This window comes from Nocardia sp. NPDC127579, from assembly GCF_042672005.1.
Classification (GTDB): Bacteria; Actinomycetota; Actinomycetes; order Mycobacteriales; family Mycobacteriaceae; genus Nocardia.
On sequence record NZ_JBHXVZ010000004.1, the window covers coordinates 510,542 to 536,914 of the forward strand.

21 protein-coding genes are annotated in these 26,373 nt (G+C 68.9%); 16 read left to right on the forward strand and 5 right to left on the reverse strand.

Going from position 1 to position 26,373, the window contains the following annotated elements; genetic code table 11:
* Positions 1-102 precede the first annotated feature (102 nt).
* From ftsZ to ACFVMC_RS17805, 9 genes are all read left to right on the forward strand, one after another.
* Positions 103-1,341, forward strand: coding sequence for a cell division protein FtsZ (gene ftsZ, locus ACFVMC_RS17765; protein WP_379211424.1), 1,239 nt, complete (start codon positions 103-105; stop codon positions 1,339-1,341).
* Positions 1,342-1,581: 240 nt separating this feature from the next.
* The gene (gene pgeF, locus ACFVMC_RS17770) at positions 1,582-2,310 is read left to right on the forward strand and encodes a peptidoglycan editing factor PgeF (RefSeq protein ID WP_379211426.1); all 729 of its coding nucleotides are present in this window, start codon (positions 1,582-1,584) and stop codon (positions 2,308-2,310) included.
* Entirely contained in the window at positions 2,307-3,047 is a 741-nt protein-coding gene (locus tag ACFVMC_RS17775; RefSeq protein WP_379211428.1) for a YggS family pyridoxal phosphate-dependent enzyme, read from the forward strand. Before pgeF ends, ACFVMC_RS17775 begins: the two co-directional genes overlap by 4 nt.
* A gap of 129 nt (positions 3,048-3,176) precedes the next feature.
* The gene (locus ACFVMC_RS17780) at positions 3,177-4,001 is read left to right on the forward strand and encodes a cell division protein SepF (RefSeq protein ID WP_379211429.1); all 825 of its coding nucleotides are present in this window, start codon (positions 3,177-3,179) and stop codon (positions 3,999-4,001) included.
* Between the two features lie 89 nt (positions 4,002-4,090).
* On the forward strand, positions 4,091-4,378 hold the full coding sequence (locus ACFVMC_RS17785) for a YggT family protein (RefSeq protein WP_379211431.1): 288 nt from the start codon (positions 4,091-4,093) through the stop codon (positions 4,376-4,378).
* Positions 4,379-4,489: 111 nt separating this feature from the next.
* A complete protein-coding gene (locus ACFVMC_RS17790; protein ID WP_379211433.1) occupies positions 4,490-5,344 on the forward strand; it encodes a DivIVA domain-containing protein in 855 nt (284 codons plus the stop codon).
* Between the two features lie 68 nt (positions 5,345-5,412).
* A complete protein-coding gene (locus ACFVMC_RS17795) occupies positions 5,413-5,613 on the forward strand; it encodes a hypothetical protein (RefSeq protein ID WP_379211434.1) in 201 nt (66 codons plus the stop codon).
* 331 nt (positions 5,614-5,944) lie between these two features.
* Complete coding sequence (ileS, locus tag ACFVMC_RS17800) at positions 5,945-9,076, forward strand: isoleucine--tRNA ligase (protein WP_379211436.1); 3,132 nt, start codon at positions 5,945-5,947, stop codon at positions 9,074-9,076.
* Positions 9,077-9,579: 503 nt separating this feature from the next.
* Complete coding sequence (locus ACFVMC_RS17805; protein WP_379211570.1) at positions 9,580-10,035, forward strand: C40 family peptidase; 456 nt, start codon at positions 9,580-9,582, stop codon at positions 10,033-10,035.
* A gap of 6 nt (positions 10,036-10,041) precedes the next feature.
* On the opposite strand, the gene ACFVMC_RS17810 is transcribed toward ACFVMC_RS17805, so the two are convergent.
* Positions 10,042-10,926 carry a UTP--glucose-1-phosphate uridylyltransferase gene (locus ACFVMC_RS17810; protein WP_379211438.1) on the reverse strand — a complete coding sequence of 295 codons (885 nt, stop codon included), beginning with the start codon at positions 10,924-10,926 and terminating at the stop codon, positions 10,042-10,044.
* Positions 10,927-11,108: 182 nt separating this feature from the next.
* Here ACFVMC_RS17810 and ACFVMC_RS17815 point away from each other — a divergent pair, with 182 nt between their 5' ends.
* The 3 genes from ACFVMC_RS17815 (at position 11,109) to ACFVMC_RS17825 (ending at position 16,419) form a co-directional block, all read left to right on the forward strand.
* On the forward strand, positions 11,109-12,485 hold the full coding sequence (locus ACFVMC_RS17815; RefSeq protein ID WP_379211440.1) for a DNA polymerase IV: 1,377 nt from the start codon (positions 11,109-11,111) through the stop codon (positions 12,483-12,485).
* Positions 12,486-12,533: 48 nt separating this feature from the next.
* Positions 12,534-13,040, forward strand: a complete 507-nt coding sequence (locus ACFVMC_RS17820; protein WP_379211442.1) for a hypothetical protein — start codon at positions 12,534-12,536, stop codon at positions 13,038-13,040.
* A 127-nt stretch (positions 13,041-13,167) separates the two neighbouring features.
* Positions 13,168-16,419, forward strand: coding sequence for an arabinosyltransferase domain-containing protein (locus ACFVMC_RS17825; RefSeq protein WP_379211571.1), 3,252 nt, complete (start codon positions 13,168-13,170; stop codon positions 16,417-16,419).
* 5 nt (positions 16,420-16,424) lie between these two features.
* On the opposite strand, the gene ACFVMC_RS17830 is transcribed toward ACFVMC_RS17825, so the two are convergent.
* Positions 16,425-17,252 (reverse strand): HEAT repeat domain-containing protein, encoded by an 828-nt coding sequence (locus ACFVMC_RS17830; protein ID WP_379211444.1) that lies wholly within the window; start codon positions 17,250-17,252, stop codon positions 16,425-16,427.
* A gap of 223 nt (positions 17,253-17,475) precedes the next feature.
* Between ACFVMC_RS17830 and ACFVMC_RS17835 the strand changes: the two genes are divergently transcribed.
* A complete protein-coding gene (locus ACFVMC_RS17835; protein ID WP_379211445.1) occupies positions 17,476-19,038 on the forward strand; it encodes an ArnT family glycosyltransferase in 1,563 nt (520 codons plus the stop codon).
* Between the two features lie 20 nt (positions 19,039-19,058).
* Positions 19,059-19,694 carry a TIGR02452 family protein gene (locus tag ACFVMC_RS17840; protein ID WP_379211447.1) on the forward strand — a complete coding sequence of 212 codons (636 nt, stop codon included), beginning with the start codon at positions 19,059-19,061 and terminating at the stop codon, positions 19,692-19,694.
* Here the strand turns inward: ACFVMC_RS17840 and rarD are convergent.
* On the reverse strand, positions 19,691-20,599 hold the full coding sequence (gene rarD / locus ACFVMC_RS17845) for an EamA family transporter RarD (RefSeq protein ID WP_379211449.1): 909 nt from the start codon (positions 20,597-20,599) through the stop codon (positions 19,691-19,693). The two genes, ACFVMC_RS17840 and rarD, sit on opposite strands and share 4 nt — an antisense overlap.
* A 103-nt stretch (positions 20,600-20,702) precedes the next feature.
* On the opposite strand from rarD, the gene ACFVMC_RS17850 reads away from it, so the two are divergent.
* Positions 20,703-23,114 carry a cation-translocating P-type ATPase gene (locus tag ACFVMC_RS17850; RefSeq protein ID WP_379211451.1) on the forward strand — a complete coding sequence of 804 codons (2,412 nt, stop codon included), beginning with the start codon at positions 20,703-20,705 and terminating at the stop codon, positions 23,112-23,114.
* Between the two features lie 84 nt (positions 23,115-23,198).
* The gene (locus ACFVMC_RS17855; RefSeq protein WP_379211453.1) at positions 23,199-24,017 is read left to right on the forward strand and encodes a PhzF family phenazine biosynthesis protein; all 819 of its coding nucleotides are present in this window, start codon (positions 23,199-23,201) and stop codon (positions 24,015-24,017) included.
* 80 nt (positions 24,018-24,097) lie between these two features.
* Here ACFVMC_RS17855 and ACFVMC_RS17860 read toward each other — a convergent pair whose 3' ends face one another.
* Both ACFVMC_RS17860 and ACFVMC_RS17865 read right to left on the reverse strand, forming a co-directional pair.
* Positions 24,098-24,754: a response regulator gene (locus tag ACFVMC_RS17860; protein WP_379211454.1), complete on the reverse strand. Its 657-nt coding sequence runs from the start codon at positions 24,752-24,754 to the stop codon at positions 24,098-24,100.
* Positions 24,751-26,316: a histidine kinase gene (locus ACFVMC_RS17865; RefSeq protein ID WP_379211456.1), complete on the reverse strand. Its 1,566-nt coding sequence runs from the start codon at positions 26,314-26,316 to the stop codon at positions 24,751-24,753. Before ACFVMC_RS17865 ends, ACFVMC_RS17860 begins: the two co-directional genes overlap by 4 nt.
* Between the last annotated feature and the right edge of the window lie 57 nt (positions 26,317-26,373).

The following is a 26,373-nucleotide window of genomic DNA, read 5'->3' on the forward strand; positions in this document are numbered from 1 at the left end:
CGCAGCAGTCGGATACTTGACATAACGCCAACCCTATGGTTGAGGTTTAGGGTTTGCCCGTCCGAACACGACAGGCTTTAGATCGAAGGAAGGCGAGAGCCCATGACGCCCCCGCACAACTACCTTGCTGTGATCAAGGTCGTCGGTATCGGCGGCGGCGGCGTCAATGCCGTCAACCGGATGATCGAACAGGGACTCAAGGGAGTCGAGTTCATCGCGGTCAATACCGACGCGCAGGCGCTGCTGATGAGTGACGCCGACGTCAAGCTCGACGTCGGCCGCGAACTCACCCGCGGCCTCGGCGCCGGAGCCGACCCCGAGGTCGGCCGCAAGGCCGCCGAAGACCACAAGGACGAGATCGAAGAGGTGCTCAAGGGCGCCGACATGGTCTTCGTGACCGCCGGTGAGGGCGGCGGCACCGGCACCGGCGGCGCGCCCGTGGTCGCCAGCATCGCCCGCAAGCTAGGCGCGCTCACCATCGGTGTGGTCACCCGCCCGTTCTCGTTCGAGGGCAAGCGCCGCGGCAATCAGGCCGAGGTCGGCATCAACCTGCTGCGCGAATCCTGCGACACGCTCATCGTCATCCCGAACGACCGGCTGCTGCAGCTCGGCGACGCGGCCGTGAGCCTGATGGACGCGTTCCGCTCCGCCGACGAGGTGCTGCTCAACGGTGTCCAGGGCATTACCGACCTGATCACCACCCCCGGCCTGATCAATGTCGACTTCGCGGACGTGAAGTCCGTCATGTCCGGCGCAGGCAGCGCGCTCATGGGTATCGGCTCCGCGCGCGGCGAGGGCCGTTCGGTGAAGGCCGCCGAATCGGCGATCAACTCGCCGCTGCTGGAAGCGTCCATGGACGGCGCGCACGGTGTGCTGCTCTCGATCGCGGGCGGGTCGGATCTCGGCCTGTTCGAGATCAACGAGGCGGCGTCGCTGGTGCAGGAGGCCGCGCACATCGAGGCCAACATCATCTTCGGCACGGTGATCGACGATTCGCTCGGCGACGAGGTGCGCGTCACGGTGATCGCGGCCGGCTTCGACGGCGGCGGCCCGGCCCGGCGCAGCTTCGAAACCAGCCGCACCGCCATCGGTTCGGCGCGCGCCGGTGAGATCGGCCAGACCCGCACCGCGGTCGAGCCCGCCGTCACCGCTCGCACCGAACCCCCGGCCGCGACCCCGACCACGCCACCGGCCCGCGGCACCGTCCCGAGCTATATGGAGAGCGAACGCGCCCGGTTAGCCGAGCCCACGGTCACCCACAACTCCCGCTCCCACATCCAGCCGCCCGACGCGGACGACGATGACGACGATGTGGATGTTCCCTCCTTCATGAGGAGGTAGTCGGGCCGACGCCTCACTTCGTTCGGCTAACGGCCCGACTACCGGAGTTTCAATCGGGCACCGGGGGCGCTTCGCTTCCCCGGTGCCGTCCAGCTTCGGGCTTGCCTCGCTTCGCTCGGCGGTTCGCCCCGGCGTATCAATGAGTCAGGTCGAATTCACAGGGGGTTCGTGACTTTCCCTATGCATCTGTGTGGGGGAAGCGGCGAAAGATGGTGTGGAGTCCGGCTCTACGATGGCGGCATGAATGTTGCGCCGACCATGACTGTTCGACGGGTGACGACGACCAGGGCCGGGGGGTTTTCGGCGCCGCCGTACGACACGTTCAATCTCGGGGATCATGTGGGGGATGATCCGGGGGCGGTGCGGCGGAATCGGGTGCGGCTGGCCGAGGGGATCGGGTTGTCGCCGGATCGGCTGGTGTGGATGGAGCAGATCCACGGGCGCAACGTCGAGGTGATCGAGGGGCCGCGGGCCGAAGCGGTGCCTGCCACAGATGCTCTGGTGACCACCGTGCCGAATCTGGCCCTGGTCACACTCAGCGCCGACTGCGTGCCCGTGCTCCTCTCCGATGACGAGGCCGGTGTGATCGCGGCCGTGCACGCCGGGCGGATCGGCGCCCGGATCGGGATCGTGCCCAAGGTGCTCGAGGTCATGGTGTCGGTGGGTGCGCGGGTGGAGCGGATCGGCGCGTTCCTCGGTCCGGCCGCGTCCGGCCGCCAGTACGAGGTGCCGGCCGCGATGCGCGACGATGTCGACAAGCACCTGCCCGGCAGCGCGGCCACCACCGTGCGCGGCACCCCCTCGCTGGATCTGCGGGCGGGAATTCGACGGCAGCTCACCGCGGCCGGAATCGGCGCGGTCGCGGAGGATCCGCGCTGCACCATCGAGGACAAGACCCTGTTCAGCCATCGGCGCGGCGCGCCGACGGGCCGGATCGCCGGGGTGATCTGGATGGAGGCGCAGGCGTGACCGGTACCCGGGTCGATGCCCGCACCGCTGAGCTGTCGGCGAACCTGACCGCGCTCACCGAGCGCATCGACGCGGCGGCCCGAGCCGCGGGCCGGGATCCGGCCTCGGTGCGCCTGCTGCCGGTGACGAAGTTCTTCCCGGCCTCGGATGTGGAGATCCTGTATCGATTGGGGCGCCGCGAGTTCGGCGAGTCGCGCGAGCAGGAGGCGTCGGCCAAAGTGGTGGCATTGCGTGAGCGACACCTCAGCGACGTGCACTGGCACATGATCGGACGGTTGCAGCGCAACAAGGCGCGGGTGGTAGCCCGCTGGGCGCACACCGTCCACTCGGTCGACAGCGAACGTCTGGCTACGGCACTTGACACCGGGGCCCGCGATGCGCTCGAGGCAGGGGAGCGAGACACCCCGCTCCGGGTCTTGTTGCAGGTCAGCCTGGATGAAGACCCGGCCCGAGGCGGTGTCGCACCGGCCGAACTGGACGCTCTCGCCGACTTCGTCGCCGGATCGGAAGCGTTGCAGCTCGGGGGCCTGATGGCGATTCCGCCGCTGCAAGCCGACACCGATAGCGCATTTGCACGACTTGCGACATTGCACACCCTGTTGCGGTCGCGACACTCCGATGCGACCGAACTTTCTGCCGGTATGTCCTCGGATTTGGAGGTTGCCGTCGAACATGGTTCGACTTGTGTGCGTGTCGGTACCGCCTTGATGGGCGCTCGACCGATAACCTCGGCGTAGCAAAGAAACCTCATCAGTCACATTCGACACATATGCTTGGGGCTGACGAGGGCTGAGCAAAACTTCAATACCCGGCCGCCACCGGGGCCGAAGGAAGGTCGACCACATGAACGAACACGAGGTGCGGTAATGAGCACACTGCACAAGTTCAAGGCGTACTTCGGCATGGTTCCGCTCGAGGATTACGAGGACGACTACGTCGCCGACGATCTGCGCGGACCCGCCGCACCCGCCTCGCGGGGTGTGAGCGAGCCGCGGGGCGCCCGTGGTCGCGGACCGTACGCGGGCGGCTACCCGGCCGACCGCTACGACGAAGACCCTTACGGCCCCGAGCGTTTCGCATCCGACCGGTTCGACGACGAGCCGGATTACGCCGAACCAGCGCCGGTCTACAAGCCGTACAAGGCCGGATACCCGGTCGCGCGGCGCGACGACTACGGCGACGAGCCCTACGGCGACGACCGCTACGAGGCGCCGCGGCGCCCCACCCGGATCGAGTCGGCTCCGTCGTCGGGCCGCCGCTTCACCGCCGGTGGCGGCGCGCCCATGATGCGCGGTGCGACCCGTGGTGCGCTCGCTGTCGATCCCGACGCCGAGGAGCGCAGGATGGAGGAGCGCGTGCGCCCCGAACCTGCCCCCGCGCGCCGGCCCGGGATCTTCGAGGACGGAGGTCCCTTGTCCAAGATCACGACACTGCGCCCGCGCGATTACAGCGAGGCAAGGATCATCGGCGAGCGGTTCCGTGAGGGCAACCCGGTGATCATGGACCTGGTGGATCTCAGCAATGCCGATGCCAAGCGGCTGGTGGATTTCGCGGCCGGGCTGGCCTTCGCGCTGCGCGGTTCCTTCGACAAGGTGGCCACCAAGGTCTTCCTGCTCTCGCCGGCCGATGTCGATGTCACGGCCGAGGAGCGCCGGCGGATCGCCGAAACCGGCTTCTACACCCAGAAATAGGGTTGTGATCAGGGGGTTTCATCAGATCCGTTGCGCCGGGGGCGGTGTGGTCATTTTGCGCGGCGCGGATTTTGCGGCAGAGTGAGGTCGTGGCCTTGTTCGCGGTGTTGTACCTCGTACTGTTCCTCTTCTGGCTCTTGCTGATCAGTCGGGTGATTGTCGAGGTCATCCGCAGCTTCGCCCGTGACTGGCGACCGACCGGTGTCGTTGTCGTCCTCCTGGAGGTGATCTTCACGGTCACCGACCCGCCAGTGAAACTGCTGAGGCGTTTGATACCCACGGTGTCTCTGGGAGGAATACGGCTCGATCTGTCAATCATGGTGTTGCTGTTCGCGGTGTTCATCGCTATGAGGTTCGCCGAATTGCGCGTGTCGTGATGACCAAACGTTCACAGGCACAGCCAACCGGTAGCTCCGGTATGACAGAATGGGCCGAGATACCTTGCTAGATCTGCTACATCTCCAAAAGACGCGTGAAGGGATCCTTCCATGCCGCTGACTCCTGCCGATGTGCACAACGTCGCGTTCAGCAAACCGCCGATCGGGAAGCGTGGCTACAACGAGGATGAAGTCGATGCCTTCCTTGATCTGGTGGAGCAGGAACTTTCACGGCTGATCGAGGAGAACGCCGACCTGCGCCAGCGGGTTGCCGAGCTCGATGCCGAATTGGCCGATGCCAAGAAGAATCGCCCGGCCGCGCCCGTCCCGGTGAAAGCTCCTGTGCAGCAGGCGCCCCCGCCGCCGGAACCGATCAAGGCGCCGGTGCCGCAGGCTCCGCCCGCTCCGATGCCGGTCGCGGCCCCGCCGAAGGCCGAGGCGCCCGGCGCCGACGCCAATTTGCAGGCCGCCAAGGTGCTCAGCCTCGCCCAGGAGATGGCGGACAGGCTGACCAGCGATGCCAAGGTCGAGGCCGAGAATCTGCTCTCGAACGCGCGCGCCAACTCCGAGCGCCTGGTCGGCGATGCCAGAACCCGGTCCGAGGCGATGATCGGCGATGCCCGCCAGAAGTCCGAGGCCATGCTGTCGGACGCGCAGAACCGGTCGGACAGCCAGTTGCGGCAGGCCAAGGAGAAGGCCGACGCTCTCCAGGCCGATGCCGAGCGCAAGCACGCCGAGATCATGGCGACCATCACCCAGCAGCGCAGCGTGCTGGAGAGCCGGATCGAACAGCTGAAGACCTTCGAGCGCGAATACCGTGTGCGGCTCAAGTCGTACCTGGAATCGCAGCTGGAGGAATTGGAGAACCGTGGGTCGGCGGTTCCGGTGGACGGTGGCGAAGCCTTCGCCGATGCCGGTGCCGGAAACAACCTCGCGCCCGCCTCGTTCGCCAAGGGATCCAAGTAAACCATCCCTAGCTGTCGTTCGAGTAGTGCCGTCGGCTGTGCCTGCGGCCATCCCCCAGGGGGGTCACCGTGCTCGTGTTGACGCTCGTCCTCGCCGCGATCGGGTTCGCCCTGCTCGTCACGGCACTCACCACCGGTTCGGTGATGTGGGCCTGGGGCTGCATTATCGTGTGCGTGATCGGGGCTGTGCTGTTGCTGGTGAGCGCACTATCGATGCGCAAGCCGGACGGAGAGGCGGCACCGCCGCCGGGGCGGCATGCGAAACGCTGAGAACCAGTGAGCACCTGACACCTTCGTGTGATCGCGAGCTACTTGCTTGTACCCGAGCTCAGGGCTCCGGAAACCTGCTGGACAGCACTGGTTAGAATCGAAGGAACACGGCATCGATCCGGCCATCACCGGGGAGCCTTCGGAAGAACGGCGCGGTCGCCCGCGCTCATTAGACCCGAACGGGTGAGCCCGTCACAGCTCGCAACGAGCGGACCGGTCCTGCCGGTCAAGCGGGGTGGTACCGCGGTCTCGGCGCACCGGCGCTGGCATCGTCCCCGTGCCCACACACGCGCGTCGCGTGGACGCGCTGGCACGAGGAGACGATTCCGCGATGGCGGATGATACTGGCAAGGCCGCATACCCTCGCGTCGATCTCGGCGCCGGTTCCGGCGGATCCTTCCCCGACCTGGAACGCAAGGTCCTCGACGCGTGGGCCGCCGACGACACGTTCCGGGCCAGCATCGAGAACCGTTCGGGCTCGAGCGAGTTCGTCTTCTATGACGGACCGCCGTTTGCCAACGGTCTGCCACATTACGGACATCTGCTCACCGGGTATGTGAAGGACCTCATCCCGAGGTTTCAGACGATGCGCGGTCAGCGGGTCGATCGGCGATTCGGCTGGGACTGTCATGGACTGCCCGCGGAAATCGAAGCGGAAAAGCAGCTCGGTATCACGGACAAATCACAGATCGATGCGATGGGCCTGGCGGAATTCAATGCCGCCTGTAAATCCTCGGTGCTGCGGTACACCGGTGAATGGCGCGACTATGTGACGCGTCAGGCGCGCTGGGTGGACTTCGACAACGACTACAAGACACTCGATCTCGACTTCATGGAGTCGGTGATGTGGGCGTTCAAGTCGCTCTACGACAAGGGCCTGATCTATCAGGGCTTCCGGGTGCTGCCCTACAGCTGGTACGAGCAGACGCCGCTGTCGAATCAGGAGACCCGCCTGGACGACGCGTACAAGATGCGCCAGGATCCGGCGGTCACCGTCGACATGCCGCTCGCGGTCCCGGCCGATCATCCGCTGCGCGAACTCGACGGCGCCAACGCGCTGATCTGGACCACGACGCCGTGGACGCTGCCGTCCAACCTCGCGGTCGCGGTGCACCCCGAGGTGCGCTACGTGCACCTGCGCGCCGCCGACGGCAAGCGCTACGTGCTGGCCGCGGAACGGGTGTCGCACTACGCGCGGGAGTTCGGCGCGGAGCCGGAGGTGCTCTCGGAGCATCTGGGCGCTGCCCTCGTCGGCCTGAGCTATCAGCCGCCGTTCGATTTCTTCCGCGGGCATCCGAACGCGCACCGCGTGCTGTCCGCCGACTACGTGACCACCGACTCCGGCACCGGAATCGTGCACCTCGCACCGGCTTTCGGCGAGGAGGACATGGATGTCGCCACCGCCAACGGCATCGAGATCGTGCAGCCGCTGGATCCGGGCGGCAAGTTCACCTCCATGGTGCCGCCGTACGAGGGCCTGATGGTGTTCGACGCCAACCCGGTGATCATCTCCGACCTCAAGGCCGCCGGAAAGCTGTTGCGGCACGAGACGATCGAGCACTCCTACCCGCACAGCTGGCGTTCCGGTCAGCCGCTGATCTACATGGCGGTGCCGTCCTGGTTCGTCGCGGTGACCAAGTTCCGCGACCGCATGGTCGAGCTGAACAAGCAGATCACCTGGGTGCCCGAGCACATCCGTGACGGCCAGTTCGGCAAGTGGCTCGAGGGTGCGCGGGATTGGAACATCAGCCGTAACCGCTACTGGGGCAGCCCGATCCCGGTGTGGGTGTCCGACGATCCGGCCTACCCGCGCCTGGATGTCTACGGCTCACTGGACGAGCTCGAGCGCGACTTCGGGGTGCGCCCGACCGATCTGCACCGCCCGATGATCGACGATCTGGTCCGGCCGAATCCCGATGATCCGACCGGTAGGTCGATGATGCGCCGCGTGCCCGAGGTGCTGGACTGCTGGTTCGAGTCCGGGTCCATGCCGTACGCGCAGGTGCACTACCCGTTCGAGAACAAGGAGTGGTTCGACTCCCATTTCCCGGGCGACTTCATCGTCGAGTACAACGGTCAGACACGCGGCTGGTTCTACACCCTGCACGTGCTCTCCACCGCGCTGTTCGACAGTCCGTCGTTCAAAACCGTTGCGGCGCATGGCATCGTGCTCGGCGACGACGGCCTGAAGATGTCCAAGTCCAAGGGCAACTACCCGGATGTGAACGAGGTGTTCAACCGGGACGGTTCCGATGCCATGCGCTGGTTCCTGATGAGCTCGCCGATCCTGCGCGGCGGCAACCTCATCGTCACCGAGCGCGGTATCCGGGAGGGGGTCAGCCACGCGCTGCGCCCGCTCTGGAACGCGTGGACCTTCTTGCAGCTCTATGCCTCGGAAGCCGGTGTGTGGCGCACGGATTCGCCGCACGTGCTGGACCGCTACATCCTGGCCAAGCTGGCGGCGACCCGGGACGTGATGACCGACGCCCTGGAGCGCTACGACATCGCGGGCGCCTGCGACGAGCTGCGCCAGTTCGCCGACGCGCTCACCAATTGGTATGTGCGCCGGTCGCGTTCGCGGTTCTGGTCCGAGGATCGCGACGCCGTGGACACCCTGCACACAGTGCTCGAGGTGGTCACCCGGCTGGCCGCGCCGCTGCTGCCGCTGATCGCCGAGGTGATCTGGCGCGGGCTGACCGGTGAGCGGTCGGTGCATCTGGCCGACTGGCCGAAAGCCGGTGAGCTGCCGGAGGATCCGGATCTGGTCGCCGCCATGGACGAGGTGCGCACGGTGTGCTCGACGGTGCTGAGCCTGCGCAAGGCGCAGAACCTGCGAGTGCGGCTGCCGCTGGCCGAGGTCACCATCGCGGCTGCCGACGCCGAGCGGATGCGGCCCTACGCCGACATCATCGCCGACGAGGTGAATGTGAAGAAGGTGGATCTGACCACCGACGTCGCCGTGCACGGCCGGTTCGAGCTGGCCGTGAACGCCCGCGCCGCGGGCCCGCGTCTGGGCAAGGACGTGCAAACGGTGATCAAGGCGGTCAAGGCCGGTGACTGGTCGGAGAGCGCCGACGGCGTCGTGACGGCTGCCGGAATCGAGTTGCTGCCCGAGGAGTACACCCAGCGCCTGGTGGCCGCCGAGCCGGAGTCGACCGCCGCGCTGCCCGGTAATGCCGGTTTGGTGGTGCTCGATTCGGTGGTCACCGAGGAACTGGAGGCCGAGGGCTGGGCCCGCGACCTGATCCGGGATCTGCAGGAGACCCGCAAGTCGGCGGGCCTCGAGGTCTCGGACCGGATCGCCGTGGTGCTCGAGGTGCCCGCCGAGCGACTGGGCTGGGCGCAGACGCACCGAGAGCTGATCGCGGGCGAGATCCTCGCCACCGCACTGACATTCGGTGACGCGGGTGCGTCCGCCGCCGAGATCGTGGGTGGGGTGAAGGTTTCGCTCGCCAAGGCCTGAGCGACGACGCGGCCGGGGCCGGCTCCCAGATCGGGAGCCGGCCCCGGCTGTGTACTGACCGCGCGTTTTATGGCTCCGCGTCGGGACCGTGACCGAGATGCAATGCCGAAAGTTAGCCAGAAGCTTGTTCCGGCAGTCGGCCGGGCGCAGAATTCGATGTTGCTACTGGGGCGCAGGGGTATCCCTGTTGTTCCTGATGTCGATGGTTCGACCTGGACTGCGTGGTTACCGCTGGTTCGCCCGGTGGGTTTCCGCGCCGTGGATCCACGGCCGCGTGTCTCTGCGGAGATGGTAGCCGTGCCTTAGCCAAGGAGACGCGCGCCATGCCGAAGAGATCCGGAAGACCTGGTAAGCGGACGACGCTGGGCCTGCTGCTGGCCGCGCCCGCCGTGTGCGCGACCCTGCTCGTGCCCAGCACCGCCGGTGCGGAGCCCGCGCCCGAACGCGGCAGCAGCCCGCTCGCGGAGCTCCCGGACATGACGCATCTCGAGCAGACGGTGCGCATGGCCCAGTTCCTGGCCGAGGCCGGGATCGATCTCGCCGACACCCTCAACGAGGTCGGCAGCAGCACCGGGTCGGCCGATTTCGCGCTGCCGATCCCCATCTCCAGCCCACGGGCGCTGGCCGCCCTCGCGATCGCGACGACCCAGGTGGGCAAGCCCTACCAGTGGGGCGGCAACGGCCCGCACGCCTGGGACTGCTCGGGCCTGGTGCAGTGGGCCTACCGGCAGGTGGGAATCAAGCTGCCGCGCACCACATGGGAGCAGGCCAAGGTCGGTATCCCGGTCGCGTTCATCGGTTTGGCGCCGGGCGATGTGGTGGTGCTCAATCGCGACGGTTCGCATGTCGGCATCTACGCGGGCATGGGCCAGGTGCTCAATGCCTACGACTGGGGCGTGCCGGTCGGGCTGACCCCGCTGCGCGAGTTCAAGATCTTCTCCATCCGCCGCTTCTTCTGAGCCCCCTCACGGCTGCTCGGCGACCAGCCCGCGCAGCAGCGGACCGTACTCGGGATGGGCCAGCGCCGAGGCGAATTGGGCCACCAGGTAGTCGGCCGGGTTGCCGGTGTCGTACCAGCGGCCGCGAATGACCTGACCGTAGACCGGATTCTCGGCGGCGAAGACATTGATCGCGTCGGTCAGATAGACCTCACCGGTGCGATGCTCGTACCAGGCGGTGGTCTGGCGGCGCAGTTCGTCGATGATGCCGGGCGTCACCACGTAGCCGCCGATCGCCGCGAAGGACGACGGCGCGTCCTCCGGCTTCGGCTTCTCCCGCAGGCCGGTGATGCGCATCAGGCCGTTGCCCTGGTCGTCGGCGACCACGGGCACGCCGTAGCGCTGTGATTCGCCCGGATCCATCGGCATCAGCGCGAGCACCGGCGCGCCGGTGGCCTCGTAGGCGTCGACCAGTTGCTGGGCGCGGGGTATCTCGGCGACGAAGACGTCGTCGGGCCAGAGCACCAGCATCGGCTCGTCACCGGCATTGCGGGCGGCGTTGAGCACGGGTGTGCCGTTGCCGTAGGGGCCGTGCTGGTCCAGGTAGGTGATGTGGCCGAGCCGGGACAGTTCGCCGACCTCCTCGACGGCGTCGGCGTAGGCGGTCTTGCCGTCGGCGCGCAGTTGCGCGATCAGAGCGGGGTTGGGCCGGAAGTGATCCTGGATCAACGACTTTCCGCCGCTGACCACGATGGTGATGTCGGTGATGCCGGACGCGACGAGTTCGCGCACGGTGTGCTCGATCACCGGCTTGTCGCCGACGGGCAGCATCTCCTTCGGGATGGCTTTGGTCAGGGGGAGCAAGCGCGAGCCGATACCGGCGGCCGGGATGACGGCCTTGCGGATCTTCATACCCCCGATCATCACACACCGCGAGGGGCGCCAAGTCCGATCGGGGCAGGTCAAGGCGGGTGAACCAGGTAGCGTCGAGGGCAGCTACCGCTCAGTCACCGCCCGGTGCGGCGCGCCGGAATCGTGTCGGTGGCGCGGCGTAGATTTCTCCCGGTGAGGACCTCGAATCGGTGGCGGGCGCGGTGAGCGCGCGGTCGCCGTATCCGCCGCTGGAGGCGGCGCGCGCCGCCCGGCGCTGGGTGCTGCACATCGATATGGATGCCTTCTTCGCATCCGTCGAGCAACTGACCCGCCCGACCTTGCGCGGGCGGCCGGTGCTCGTCGGCGGCACCGGCGGGCGCGGCGTGGTCGCGGGGGCGAGCTACGAGGCGCGGGTGTTCGGCGCCCGCTCGGCCATGCCGATGCATCAGGCGCGGCGACTGGTCGGGGTCACCGCGGTGGTGGTGCCGCCGCGCGGTGTGGTGTACGGCGAGGTCAGCGGCCGGGTTTTCGAGGCGCTGCGCAGCCGTATCCCGGTGCTGGAGACACTGTCCTTCGATGAGGCGTTCGGCGAGCCGGGCGAACTGGCGGGCGCCACGGTCGAGCGGGTGCACGAGTTCGCCACCGAGTTGCGCGCGGTGGTGCGCGAGCGCACCGGGCTGGTCGCCTCGATCGGCGCGGGCACCGGCAAGCAGCTGGCGAAGATCGCCTCCGGCCTGGCCAAACCCGATGGCATCCGGGTGGTCTCGCCGGGCGAGCAGCAGGCTCTGCTGGCGGCGCTGCCGGTCCGCAAGCTGTGGGGGATCGGCCCGGTGGCCGAATCCCGGTTGCGTTCACTCGGTATCGAGACCGTCGGCGCGTTCGCGGCACTGCCCGAATCCGAGGCCGCCTCGCTGCTCGGTGGCAGCGTGGGCGTGGCGCTGCACCGGCTGGCCCGCGGTATCGATGACCGTCCGGTAGCCGAACGGGCCGAGGCCAAGCAGATCAGCGCCGAGAACACCTACGAGACCGATATCGTCACCCTGGCGCAGTTGCGGCCCGCGATCGAGGCCATGGCCGCGGCCGCGCACCGGCGGCTGGACAAGGACGGCCGCGCCGCGCGCACCGTGGTGTTGAAGCTGAAGAAGTCCGATATGAGCATCGTGACGCGCTCGTTCACCCTGCCGTACGCCACCACCGATCCGGTCACTTTGACCACCGCCGCGCAGCGCTCGGCGATCGATCCGGCCGAGCTGGGCCCGATTCGCCTGGTGGGCGTGGGTTTCGGCGGTTTGTCGACGGTGCGCCAGGAGTCGCTGTTCCCCGAGCTGGATCAGGATCCGATCGAGGACACCGTCGTAGACGGTCCGGCCGAATCACCGGCCCCGGTCCTCGCCGCGCCGGCCCCGCGCACCGCCCTGTGGTATCCCGGAATGGATGTCACACACCCGGAATTCGGGCACGGCTGGGTGCAGGGCGCCGGATTGGGCGTGGTCACAGTCCGTTTCGAGACGAGTTCGACAGGGCCGGGCCCAGCGCGTACCTTCAGCGCCGACGACATCAGTCTGTCCCGTGCCGATCCGCTCGACAGCCTGCACTAGCCTTGGAGCTTCGTGCACGGAATCTACTCGAACGCAAAGGACGAGCAGTTGAAGCTTCGTAAGACTGGACGCATCGCGATCGCGGGATTGGCCCTGGCCGCCGCGCTGAGCCTGACCGCCTGTGGCAGCGATGACAAGAAGGACGCTTCGCCGGCGAAGAGTTCGACGACCAGTGCCGCGGCCGTGACCACCCGGGCGGCGAACCTGCCGCCGGTGCCGACCAAAGAGGAGCTGAACGCGCAGCTGCAGAAGGCACTGGATCCCAACGTGCCCAACGCCGAGAAGCTGGAGATGGTGCAGGGCGCCGAGGCCGATCCGGAGCTGCCGAGCCGGCTCGCGCAGGCCGCGCAACAGGCCGGGGCCTCCGCCGTGGTCACCGGCGTGAGCGAGTTCGGTGACACCATCAGCGCCAAGGCCACCATCACCTTCAACGGTCAGGCCAGCGAGGCGGACGTGCCGTTCGTCGCCGAGGACGGCAAGTGGAAGGTGCAGAAGCAGTGGGCCTGCAACCTGCTCCAGCTGGCCAACATCCAGTCGGTGGCCTGCGCCGCCTGACGCGTGGGTCGCGGCCGGCATCGGGCCGGCCGCGACATCCGGCGGGCATCGGGCCCGCCGCCAGGAAGTGATGCGGTAGTACCGTTTTCGTGGTTCGCCGCTACTATCGGGCTCCGTGGCAGACACAATGGTGTGGGCGGGGGAGTCCGTCGAGGAATCCGAGTCGGCGCGGCCCGCACGCTCTCGTAGCTGGGCGCGTCCCGTCGCCGTCGTCGCGGCACTGATCGGCGCGCTCTGCGCGCTCGCGATCCCGTTCCTGCCGGTGCGCATGGACGCCGCGACCCTCTCGTGGCCGCAGGCCGGGTCGCCTGCCAGCGTGCAGGCGCCGTTGCTTTCCTACGCGCCCACCGATCTGGCGGCGCACATCCCCTGTAGCGCCATGGCCGCGCTCGCCGAGACCGGCGGCGTCGTCATGTCGACGATTCCCCGGCAGTCGCCGGATATGGAGCGCTACGGATTCGTCGTCAAGGTGGTGGCCGATACCGCCGAGCGGCCCGGGCGGGTCGATGTCGTCTCGCGCAACACCCTGCTCTGGTCGGCGCCGCTGGATTCGGTGCGTGGGCCCGGCTGCGCGGTCGCGGTCGATCTCGGGGTGGGGCAGAGCTCGGTCGCGGTGAGCGGCGCCGGGCCGATCACCTCCGGCGACCTGGCCGGAAAAGACCTGCGCCCCCAGGTGGTCGGCGTGTTCAGCGATGTGCGCGGCGAGCTACCCGCGGACCTGGGGATCGACATTGCCGTCGACTCGCGCTTCTCCACCTCGCCGACAGCGTGGAAACTGGCCGCCATCGCGGTGTGCGTTCTCGCCACCCTGGCGGCCCTGGTGGCGCTGCACCGCCTCGACCGGCTCGACGGCCGCGGTTCCCGCCGCTTCCTGCCGACGCACTGGTGGCGGCTGCGCCCGGCCGACTGGCTGGTGTTCGCGACGCTGGGCGTCTGGCATTTCATCGGCGCCAACACCTCCGACGACGGCTACATCCTCGGCATGGCGCGTGGCGCGCAGAGCTCCGGCTACATGTCCAACTACTACCGCTGGTTCAGCGTCGACGAGGGGCCGTTCTACACGCCCTACACCGACGTGATCGGCTGGCTCGCCCAGATTTCCACGGTCAGCCCGTGGGTGCGGCTGCCCACCCTGGCCTCGGCGGTCCTGTGCTGGTGGGTGATCAGTCGTGAGGTGCTGCCCCGGCTCGGTGTCGCGCTGCGCGGGGGCGTCCCGGTGTGGACCGCGGCGCTGATGTTCCTGGCGTTCTGGCTGCCCTACAACAATGGTCTGCGCGCCGAATTCGTGGTGGCGACGGGCGTGCTGCTCACCTGGGTGTCGATGGAACGGGCGCTGGCGACCCGGCGGCTGCTGCCGGTCGCGATCGCCCTGCTGATCGCGGCGTTCACGCTGACCGCCGCGCCGTCCGGCCTGATCTGCCTGGGCGCGCTGGCTGCCGGGGCCCGCGGTATGACGGAAGTCGTTGTGCGCCGGGCGAAGACGACGGGCTACCTGCCGCTGCTGGCCCCGCTGATCGCGGCCGGTCTGCTGGTGCTGACCGTGGTCTTCGCCGATCGCACCTTCGCGGCCGTGCAGGAGATGCTGCGCGTGCACGATCTGATCAAGCCCGGCGAATCCTGGTTCTTCGAATACCTGCGCTGGCAGTACCTGGTCACCCCCAGCGGGGACGGCTGGCTGACCCGGCGCTTCGGCATGTTCATGTTGCTGCTCGGGCTGGTCGTGTGCGTGGTCAGCATGCTGCGCCGCGGCGGTCACCTGCCCGGCACCGCCGCCGGTCCGACTCGGCGCCTGGTCGGAATCTCCCTCGCCGCCATGGTGCTGATGATGTTCTCGCCGACCAAGTGGAATCACCAGTTCGGTGTGTTCGCGGGATTGGCGGCCTGTGTCGCGGCGCTCGCGGCGGTGGCGGCCGGGCCCGCGGTATTGCGGCCGGTGCGTAACCGGGCGCTGTTCGCCGCGGCGGTGTTCTTCACCCTGGCTGTCACGCTGGTCGCCCCGAACGGGTACTGGGATGTGTCGGCGTGGGGAGTTCCGTTCTGGGACAAGGCTCCCGAGATCGCGGGCAAGGGGCTGTCGACCGCGGCCGCCGGGGCGAGTGTGCTCGCACTGGTGGTGGCCGGGTGGTGGCATATCCGCCCGCAGACCCGGCTGGCACCGTGGCTGACCCGGCTCACCCGGGTGCCGGTGCTGGCGCTGGCCGCCGGATTCGTGGTGCTGCTCGAGGTGGGATCGCTGACCAAGGGCGCGGTGTCGCAGTATCCGGCGTACTCGCTGGCGAAGTCGAACCTCTCCGCTGCCTTCGCGGATGGTTGCGGCCTCGCCGACGATGTGCTGGTGGAGCCGAACCCGAACGCCTCGGTGCTCGCCCCGCTCACCGGGGACGCCACCGCCGCGCTGGCCGGTACCGAATCCGCCGGGTTCGCCGCCGATGGTGTGGCGCCCGTGCTGATCGCCGACGACACCGACTCCGGTGCGGGCCGCGCCAACACCGTCTCGAGCGATCCCGCCGAACTCCAGGACGCCGCGGAATCGGCCGAATCGGACTCCGATACCGGCAGCGGCGGTGCGATGTCGCTGCCGTTCGGGCTGGATCCGGCCACCACGCCGGTCCTCGGCAGCTATCGGGAAGGGGCCCAGACGCCCGCCGCGCTGACCACCGGCTGGTACCGGTTGCCCGAGGCCGTCGACGGAAGCCGCGGTGATCTCCTCGCCGTCGCGGTGGCCGGCCGGATCCGTTCGATCGATGCCGACGGGATCGCGCAGCCGGGTCAGGATCTCGAAGTCGAGTACGGGACAGCGGGTTCCGACGGCACCGTCGCGGTCGGCGGGCGGGTGCTGCCGATCGATATCGGTCCCGCGCCGCTGTGGCGGAACCTGCGGGTGCCGCTCGAGCAGGTGCCCGTCGACGCCGATGTGGTCCGCCTGGTCGCCTCGGACAAGGACCTGGGCAAGGACCAGTGGCTGGCCGTCACACCGCCCCGGGTGCCGCAGACGAAAACCCTGAACGCCCTGCTGGGTTCGCAGACCCCGGTCCTGCTCGACTGGGCGGTCGGCCTGAACTTCCCGTGCCAGCGGCCCATGGCCACCCGCGTCGGCGTCTCCGAACTACCCGAGTACCGGATCCTGCCCGGCGGCGAACTGGCCGCCATCACCACCATGTGGCAGGACCACGTGGGCGGCGGTCCGCTCGGCTGGACCCAGCTGCTCTACACGACCCGCACCCTGCCCACCTACCTCGATCAGGACTGGGACCGCGATTGGGGCTCGATGGAGCAGTTCATCCCACGCGACCCGAACGCGATTCGCGCCGAGATCGCGGTGCGGCAGGTGAACCGGATGGGTACCTGGACTCCAGGACTCATCACCACGACCTGGTAGCCGGGTTACCTGGTGCAGGCGGCGATGGCGTCGTCCAGCGTCGTCAGGTACCACGACTCCGACGCCCCGGCGTCGTCCCGCAGTGCCCGCAGGGCCGGGAGGAACTCCGGTGACCCGAGCACCGTCGCCGCCTCCAGCACGAGCGAGCTTGGGTCCTGGGCCAGCATCGCGTGCAGGGCGGCCACGGCGCGCAGGTCGCCGCGGCGGGCCAGGCCCATGGCGGCTTCGGCGGCGGTCTCCGGATCCGGATCGCTCAGGCGCGCGGCGAGTGCGTCCCGCACGGCCGGTGTGTCGGTATCGAGCTGGGTGCCCAGGCCGAACACCGCCCAATCCCGCACCATGTCTTCGGGATCGGCGCTCAGTCGCACCAGTGCGGCGACGGCCTCGGGGGCAGGTGGATCGCCGGCGATGGTGGCCAGGGCGACGGCGGCGGCGAAGCGGATGCCGCGGTCGGGTGCGTCGACATGCGGGAGCACCGCGGGCAGTCCGCGCGGATCGTAGTGGTGCCCGAACCCCCCGATCGCGGCGGCGACCACGCGCGGATCGGCGTCACCGCAGGCGGCCGCGAACAGCGGCAGGGCGTCTTCCAGGAATGGTTTGTCGTGTGCGTAGCCGTATTGGCCGATCACGTCGATGGCGAGCAGTCGTGCGGTCGCGTCGGGCGAATCCGTCAGTGCCGCAACGGTATCGAAGGTCGCTCGGTCGGTCCGGTGCTGGAGCGCGGTGACCGTGCGCCACCACCGATCGTCCTCGGGGTCGCCGACCGCGAGCGCACGCTCCAGCAACTCCGCGGAACCTACGCCCGCGAGGTCGCTACCGGCCCGGTCGTTCATAGGTTCGACATCCGCGTCATGCTCAGCATTCTCCCCGCGCCACCCCGGTGACCAGCCTCAATCACCTCACGGCGGCGTGTTGCGAATCACGATTTCGGCGCGCGAACGCTGTGACAAGACAGTCTGTGCGAGTCGGAATCGGTTCATTAGCATCAGATTTCGTCATCGTGCGGGCCCGGCCGATCCGGCCGCCGCCGTCGAATCGCCGGTCCGGGAGGTCCACATGCCCGCCGCCACGCAGGAGATGCCGGCTAAGGCCGCGGCGTCGGCCGAGCTCGCTCCGATCGCCTGGCGGGAATTGGGTGCGCTGCTCGGCGTGTTCGGCGTTCTGTTGATCGTCCGGCTCGGCCGCTATCCGCTGTGGGGCGACGAGCTGTACCTGGTGCCGGTGGGCCGGCGGCCGTCCTGGGGGTTCGCCGATCAGGGGCCGCTGGTGCCGCTCCAGGCGCACGCGTCCGATCTGCTGGCGCCCGGATCCGCTGTGGCGCTGCGGCTTCCGGTCGTCGTGCTGACACTGGCCTCGGTGCTGCTCGCCGCGTTGATCGCCCGGGAACTGGGTGGCGGCCGGGCGGCGCAGTCGATCGCCGCGCTCGGGTATGTGTGCACGCCGTTCGCGGTGCAGCAGGCGGCGGCGCTGAGTACCTTCGCCTACGACGCGACCCTGGTGGCGCTGCTGTGCTGGCTGCTGATCCGCTGGGTGCGCACCCGCCGGGATCCGCTGCTGATCGCGGCGGGCGTGGTCGCGGCGGTGGATTTCCAGGTCAAGTGGATGGTGCCGATCGTCTGGGCGCTGCTGGCGCTCGGTGTGCTGCTGTGGGGTCCGCGGGTGGCGCTGCGGCGGCGCGCGCTGTGGGTGGCGTCGGGGATCCTGGTCGCCGCGACGATTCCGGCGCTGCTGTGGCAGGCCGGGCACGGGTGGCCGCAGCTGGCCATGCCCGCGGAGATCCGGTCCGAGCAGACCAGCATGGCCACGGGCGGGCAGCTGGCCTCGTTCGCGCGGGAATTGATTCTCACCACCGGCCCGAGCGGAATCCTGCTGCTGGTGGGCATCTGGGCGGTGGCTCGGTCACCGCGGTTGCGCCCCTATCGTTTTCTGCTCCCGCTGTGTGTCGTGCCGCTGTTGGGTGTGCTGCTGCTCGGCATCCGCCCGTACTACCTGGGAGACGGTTTCGCGCTGCTGTACGGGATCGCCGCGGTACATCTCGCGGGGCTCGGCCTCGGCGCCTGGCTGAAGCGCGGCCTGACCGCGTATTTCGCGGTCGGCCTGGCCGTTGTCGTGGCCGCGGTGGCGCTGCTGCCGCTGCCCCGGACGTGGCTGCACACTCCGGTGATCCGCAATGGCGACATGGCTGTGCGCGCGCAGTTCTTCGGGCTGCACGGCTGGGGGCAACTGGTGGACACCGTCGAGCGCGCGCTCGCCGATATCCCGGGCGGCGCCCGCGCCGATGTGATCATGACCCAGAACTACTGGCAGGCAAGCGCTCTGGATGTCCTGGCCCGCACCGACCTGCCCCCGATCCACAGCCCGAATCGCGGCTACGGCTACTTCGGCCCGCCACCGGACTCCGCCACCCGGGTCCTCTACGTCGGCGGTGAGAATCTCGCGCCGGAACTCGCGGCCCGCTTCGGCGCGGTCGTCCCGCTGGCGCGCCTCGACGACCCGATCGGCTATCAGGGCGTGAACCACGGCATCCGAGTCTGGTACTGCACGGCCCCGACCCGCCCGTGGTCCCAGGTCTGGCCGGACCTGATGTCGCTGCGCATCGACCACGGCAACCCGATTTAGTTTCTTCAACCAAAAATGAGGTGACCGCGGACGCCGGTGAGGGCAGCATCGAGGCGGCCCGGCGGTTGTTCGACGACGGCGGCCGCTCGGTGGGCGTGCTGAACTTCGCGTCCGCGCGTAACCCCGGCGGCGGCTATCTGCGGGGCGCCCGCGCCCAGGAGGAGGACCTGTGCCGCAGCGCGCTGCTGTATCGCTGCCTGCTCGAGGCGCCGGATTACTATGCGGCGCACCGGAGTTCGAAGGATCTCCGGTACAGCCACCGGGTGATCTTCGCGCCCGCCGTCCCGGTGATCCGGGACGAGCGCGGCGAATTGCTCGCCGAGCCGTATCCGGTGTCCTTCCTGACCTCGCCCGCCCCCAACGCCGGACAGCTCCGGCTGCGTTCGGACGCACCGGTTTCGGTGCGCGCCGAGCTGGACGAGCGTGCCGAGCGGGTGCTCGCGGTCGCCGTCCGGCACGGGGTGCGCGAGCTTGTGCTCGGGGCGTGGGGCTGTGGTGTGTTCCGCAACGACCCCGCCGAGGTGGCGGCCGCGTTCCAGGCGGCGTTGCAGGTGTACGGTGCCGCGTTCGATCGGGTGGTGTTCGCGGTGTGGGGACGTGCGGCCGTCACCCCGAACCGCACGGCGTTCGAGCAGTGCTTCGGCACCGTGACCTAGAGCGCCTCCACGACTGTCCGTTCCGTGCGGCGCGCTGTGCGGGCGCGCCGCCAGGCGTCGGCGGTGAAGATCGCCAGGGCGGCCCAGATCAGGCCGAAGCCGGCCCAGCGGGAGGGCGGCATCGGCTCGTGCAGCACCGCGACGCCCCAGGCCATCTGGAGTGCGGGGGTGAGGTATTGGAGCAGGCCCATGGTCGAGAGCGGGACGCGCTGCGCGGCGATCGCGAACAGCAGCAGGGGGACCAGGGTGACCGGGCCGGTCGCCAGCAGCAACCCGGTATGGGCTGGGCTGGAGGCGAATTCGCTGCGCCCGGCGACCACCAGGTACCCGATGAACACCAGGGCGAAGGGCGCGGCGACGATCCCCTCGGCCGCGATACCGTGCAGCGCGTCCAACCGGATCACCTTTTTCACCAGCCCGTAGGTGGCGAACGAGCAGGCCAGGATCAGCGCGATGAACGGCGGGCGCCCGTAGTCGACGGTGAGCACCGCCACCGCGAGCGCACCCAGCCCCAATGCGGTCCACTGCGCGCGCGAGAGCCGCTCCCGGAACAGCACGACACCGAACGCCACGGTGACCAGCGGATTGATGAAATAGCCGAGCGCGCACTCGACCACGTGCCCGGTCAGCACGCCGTAGACGTACACACCCCAGTTCAGCGACAGCGCGAACGACGCCACCGCCGCCAGCCGCCAGGTCTTGGCGTCGATCCCGGCCAGCCCGCGCAGCTGCCCGGTGCACGTCAGCACGAGCAGTACCAGCAGCAGCGTCCAGACGATCCGCTGCGCCACCACCTCGACCGGGTCGGCGAAGGCCAGCAGCCCGAAGAACGCCGGAAACAACCCCCAGATCAGGTACGCGCCTGCCCCGAAAACCACCCCGGGAGCCGATCCGATTCGCCGCACCCGCTCACGCTACTGCCCCTGCGCCCCATGGTCATCCCATAATCCGCCGATTCACCGCGCGGCACGAACCGGGGCAAACGCGACACGCCTTAGGCTGGCAGACATGTCGATCACCGTGCAGGCCTCCGACGCCACCGGACTCACCGCGGCGCAGGTCGAACAACGCCGTCGCGACGGCCGCACCAACGATGTCCCGGATCGGGCCAGCCGCTCGGTGCGCGACATCATCCGCGCCAATGTCTTCACTCGTATCAACGCCATTCTCGGCGTGCTCTTTCTGTTGGTGCTGGCCACCGGCTCACTGATCGACGGCATGTTCGGCCTGCTCATCGTGGCCAACAGCGCGGTCGGCATCATCCAGGAGGTGCGCGCCAAGCGCACCCTGGACCAGCTGGCCATCGTCAGCCAGGCCAAACCGACGGTGCGCCGCGACGGCAAGGCCGCCGAGATCCCGCCGCGCGAGGTGGTGCTCGACGACCTGATCGAGCTCGGCCCCGGCGATCAGATCGTGGTCGACGGCGTGGTCGAGGAGTCCGCGCAGCTCGAGGTGGACGAGTCGCTGCTCACCGGCGAGGCCGATCCGGTGGACAAGCCACTGGGCGCGAATGTCATGTCGGGCAGCTACGTCGTCTCCGGCAGCGGCGCCTACCGCGCCACCAAGGTCGGCAAGGACGCGTACGCGGCCAAGCTCGCCGAGGAGGCGAGCAAGTTCACCCTGGTGCATTCGGAGCTGCGCAGCGGTATCGACCGGATCCTGAAGTTCATCACCTACCTGCTGATCCCGGCGGGGCTGCTGATCATCTACAACCAGCTGTTCTCCAGTGGCGAGTCCTGGCGGCCCGCCCTGACCGGCATGGTGGCGGCGCTGGTGCCGATGGTTCCCGAGGGCCTGGTGCTGATGACCTCGATCGCGTTCGCGGTCGGTGTGGTGCGGCTGGGCCGACGGCAATGCCTGGTGCAGGAGTTGCCCGCGATCGAGGGGCTGGCCCGGGTGGATGTGGTGTGCGCGGACAAGACCGGCACGCTCACCGAGAACGGGATGCGCCTGTCCGATATCGAGGTGCTCGACGACGCCGACCCGGCCGAGGTGCGAAAGGCCCTGGCCGCCATGGCCGCCGGTGATCCGCGCCCGAACGCCAGTGTGCAGGCCATCGCCGAGGCGCTGCCGGAGAACCCGGGCTGGACCCAGAGCGCGGTGGCGCCGTTCTCCTCGGCGAAGAAATGGAGCGGCCAGTCGTTCGGCGAACACGGCGATTGGCTGCTGGGCGCGCCCGATGTACTTCTCGACCCGGAGTCCGGGGATGCCCGCCGCGCCGAGGAACTCGGTTCCTCCGGTCTGCGGATCCTGCTGCTCGGCCGCGGTGACCGGCCGGTGGACGCCGTGGACGCGCCGGGTACGGTGCGTCCGGCGGCGCTGGTCGTGCTGGAGCAGAAGGTCCGGCCCGACGCCCGCGCCACGCTCGAATACTTTGCCGACCAGAATGTTTCGGTCAAGGTGATCTCCGGCGACAACGCGGTGTCGGTGGGCGCGGTCGCCGCCTCGCTGGAGTTGCCCGGTGGCGCGAACGCCATCGACGCCCGCAAACTGCCCGAGGATCAGGCGGCGCTGGCCGACGCCCTGGACGAGCACACCACTTTCGGCCGGGTGCGCCCCGACCAGAAGCGCGCCATGGTGAGCGCCCTGCAATCGCGCGGCCACACCGTGGCCATGACCGGCGACGGCGTGAACGACGTGCTGGCGCTGAAGGATTCCGATATCGGCGTCGCCATGGGCGCGGGCAGCCCGGCGACCCGGGCGGTGGCGCAGATCGTGCTGCTGGACAACAAGTTCGCGACCCTGCCGTATGTGGTCGGCGAGGGCCGCCGGGTGATCGGCAATATCGAGCGCGTCTCGAATCTGTTCCTCACCAAGACCGTCTACTCGGTGCTGCTGGCGTTTCTGGTCGGTGTGGCCGGTGTCGGCTCGCAGATCTTCGGCTACGAACCGCTCGGCTATCCGTTCCTGCCTCGGCACGTCACGATCGCGGCCTGGTTCACCATCGGCATTCCGGCGTTCATCCTGTCGCTGGCGCCCAACAACGAGCGGGCGCGCAGCGGGTTCGTCGGCCGGGTGATGCGGCTGGCGATCCCGTCGGGCGTGGTGATCGGTGTGGCCACCTTCATCGCGTACCTGATCGCCTACGAGGGCCCCGACGCGTCGGAAACCGAACGCGTGCAGGCGGGTACGACGGCGCTGATCACGCTCATCATGATCGCGGTGTGGGTGCTGGCGCTGGTGGCGCGGCCGTACGTGTGGTGGAAGGTGGTGCTGATCGGCGCCTCGGTCGCGGCCTATCTGTTCCTGTTCACGATGCCGTTCACCCGGGAGTTCTTCAAGCTCGATCCGTCCAATCCGCGCCTCACGACCGCGGCGCTGATCTGCGGCGCGGTCGGCATCGTGCTGGTCGAGGCGGCCTGGTGGATCACCGCGAAACTGCGTGGTGGGCACGCTCATCCCACGCCCGAGCGGCCCTGATCGCCTCCTGGACACCCGACCCGGCACGCCCACGAGAAACCTTGTGCGCAAGGGTGATTGGGGGTTGGAGTACCTTCAGCGCTTATGGAGGTATTGCTGCACCAGATCGACGCGTTCACCGACGCACCGTTCTCGGGGAACCCGGCCGCGATCATGCCGTTGGCCGATTGGTTGCCCGACCGGCTGCTGCTCGACCTGGCGCGGGAGAACAACCTCGCCGAAACCGCCTTCTACACCTCGCAATTACCCCCGGAGGCCGGGGTGCCGCCGGGTGCGGGCCCGGCGTTCCATCTGCGCTGGTTCACGCCCACCGTCGAGGTGGAGCTGTGCGGTCACGCCACCCTGGCCAGCGCCGCCCAGATCCTCGAGGACATCCATCCCGGCGTGGACCAGGTCAACTTCTACACCCGCAGCGGCTGGCTGCGGGTCGATCGCACCGACGACGACGAGTACGTGCTCGATCTGCCCGCCCTGCCCTCGACCGAGGTGGAACCCGATCCGGCGCTGGTGGCGGCGCTCGGTGTGCGCCCGGTGCGCGCCTACACCGGTTTCGACGAGGTGCTGGTGCTCGGCTCGGAAGCCGAAGTCCGCGCCGCCACACCGGATTTCGCTGCGTTTCCGGCCCTGCGTTTCGACGCCGTCATCACCGCGCTCGGCGACGACTCCGATATCGTCTCCCGCGTCTTCGGCCCGGCGCTCGGCGTCGCCGAGGACCCCGTCACCGGTTCCGCCCACGCCCAGCTGATCCCCCTCTGGTGCCGCGAACTCGGCCGCAACCGCCTCACCGCGCGCCAGCTCTCCGCCCGCGGCGGCTCACTCCGCGGCGAACTGGACGGCGACCGCGTCTACCTCTACGGCCGCTGCCGCCGCTACCTGGACGGGGTGGTCACCCTTCCCGAATAGCGGTCCGGCACTTTCAGCGGGACATGACTGCGGCGTTTCGCGAGAAGCCCCCGCAGTGGTGTCCCACTGCGGGGGCTCGGTCAGGTTGTTGGTGTGACGAGGGCTGCTTCGTAGGCTGTGATGACTAGTTGGACTCGGTCACGGGCTAGGAGTTTTGCGAGGATGCGGCTTACGTGGGTTTTGATCGTGAGGGGGCTTACTACGAGGGTTTTTGCTATTTCGGCGTTGGTCATGCCCTTGGCGATCAGGGTCAGGACGTCGAGTTCTCGGTCGGTGAGGAGGTCGAGGGTCGGGCGTGGCGCCGGGTCGGGGACCGAGCGCACCCGGGCGATGACGGCGGCGGTGGCGCTCGGGGACAACAGCGCGTCGCCGGCGGCGACTGTGCGGATGGCGTCCAGCAGGGCGGCGGGTTTGGTGTCCTTGATCAGGAATCCGCTGGCTCCCGCCCGCAGTGCGGCGAGCACATTGTCATCGGTGTCGTAGGTGGTGAGGACCAGCACCCGAACCCCGGTCAGATCTTCGTCCGCCGCGATCAGCGCCGTCGCCGCGATCCCGTCCAGATCCGGCATCCGGATATCCATCACCACCACGTCGGCCCGCTCGCGCCGCGCCAATTCCACTGCCTCGCGGCCGGTTCCGGCCTCGCCGACCACTGCCATATCGGGCGCGGACCCGACCAGCAGCGCGAACGCGCCACGCACCAGCCCCTGATCATCGGCGAGCACCACCCGGATCACGCGGTGCCCGCCTGGAGTTCGCTGCTGCTCAACGGCTGAACAGTGCCCGGTACGACGCCCGCCCCGATAGCCCAGGCCCGCTCCGCCGCTGCCGGCTCGGCCTGGCCTGTCTCTGTCGGCTCGGGGCGGCCTGTCTCCGTCGGCTCGGTCCGGCCTGTTTCTGTCGGCTCGGGGCGGCCTGTTTCTGTCGGCTCGGTCCGGTCGGTCTCCGTCTGCCCGGCCCGGCCTGTTTCTGTCGGCTCGGGGCGGGCTGTCTCCGTCAGCCCGGTCCGGTCGGTCTCCGGCGGCCCGCCGCGTCCTCGGCCGTGATCCCCGGCGACGGTACGGGGTTGGGAACCGTCGGCGTGTCGGGGTTCGGCGGGCAGCGTCGCGGTGACGACGAACCCGTTGCCGGAGTTCTGTGCCCCCGATGGCTCGGGCCGACCAGGTTCGGCAGGCAACGCCGCGGTGACCACGAATCCGGCCGCGGAGTTCTGTGCGAACGCGTACCCGCCGATCGCCTCGGCCCGTTCGATCATCCCGCGCACACCGAAACCCGGAGCACCGCACTCGATTCCACGTCCGTTGTCGGCCACGGTGACGAGCAGCTGGTTCGGGCGGTAGTCCAATACCAGTGTCACCTCGGTCGCGTCCGCGTGTTTGGCGACGTTGGTCAGTGCCTCCTGGATGATCCGGTAACCCACCATCTCGACGGTCGGCACGAGCGTACGCACCTGTCCGATGGATTCGAAAAGCACACGCAGCCCAGAGGATTCGGCCAGCGTGATCAGCGCGGGCAACTGTGCGAGACTGGGCAACGCCCCGCGAGACTCCCCGGGCGGTGCCCGGAGGACCCCTACCGTGGCGGACAGCTCGGCTCGGGCGTCCGCGCAGGCTCCGGTAATGGTGTCCAGCGCGCCCAGCACCGTGTCCGGATCGGCGCGCCGCTCGGTCAGCAGGTGCGCGGCCACCCCGGCCTGCACCTGGATGACGGTGATCGTATGCGCCAGGAGGTCATGCAGGTCGCGGGCGATGCGCAGGCGTTCCTCGGTGACCTGCCGCCGCGCCTCCTCGTCGCGCGTGCGTTCGGCGCGCTCGGCCCGGTCCAGCACCTCGGCGATATAGGCCCGGTGCAGCCGTACCGCCTCGCCGGCCACACACGCCAGCACGATCCAGCCGATCGCCCCGAAGGCCTCCAGGGCGATGTTCTCGTTGCCCTCGCCGGACAGCAGGATGCCGCCGAGCCCGAAGCACAGCACGGCGACCACCATGATCGCGGTTCGCCGCCGGTTCCCGTACCGGGCGGCGGTATACAGCGCGACGATGGTGGCGGGCACGATCGCCTCGTGCGGAAACTCGTTGGCGTGGTATGGGATCGCCAGCGTCAGGTGTGCGGCGAGCACCGGCAGCGGCGCGTAGGTACGGGCGGCGAGTGGGACCGTGCCCAGCACCAGCAGTGCCGTCCCGAACCGGTCGAGCTCGCGGACATTCGGAATGAGGTGCGCCGCGACGAGTTCGGCGGCGAGCAGGACGGCCGCCAGCGCACCGTCGATCCACCACTGCCGTGCTCGCCCGCTACCCATTCCAGCCATTGTCCGGGACCGCGCGGGCCTGCGCGTACTCCGCACGGAGTATTCCCG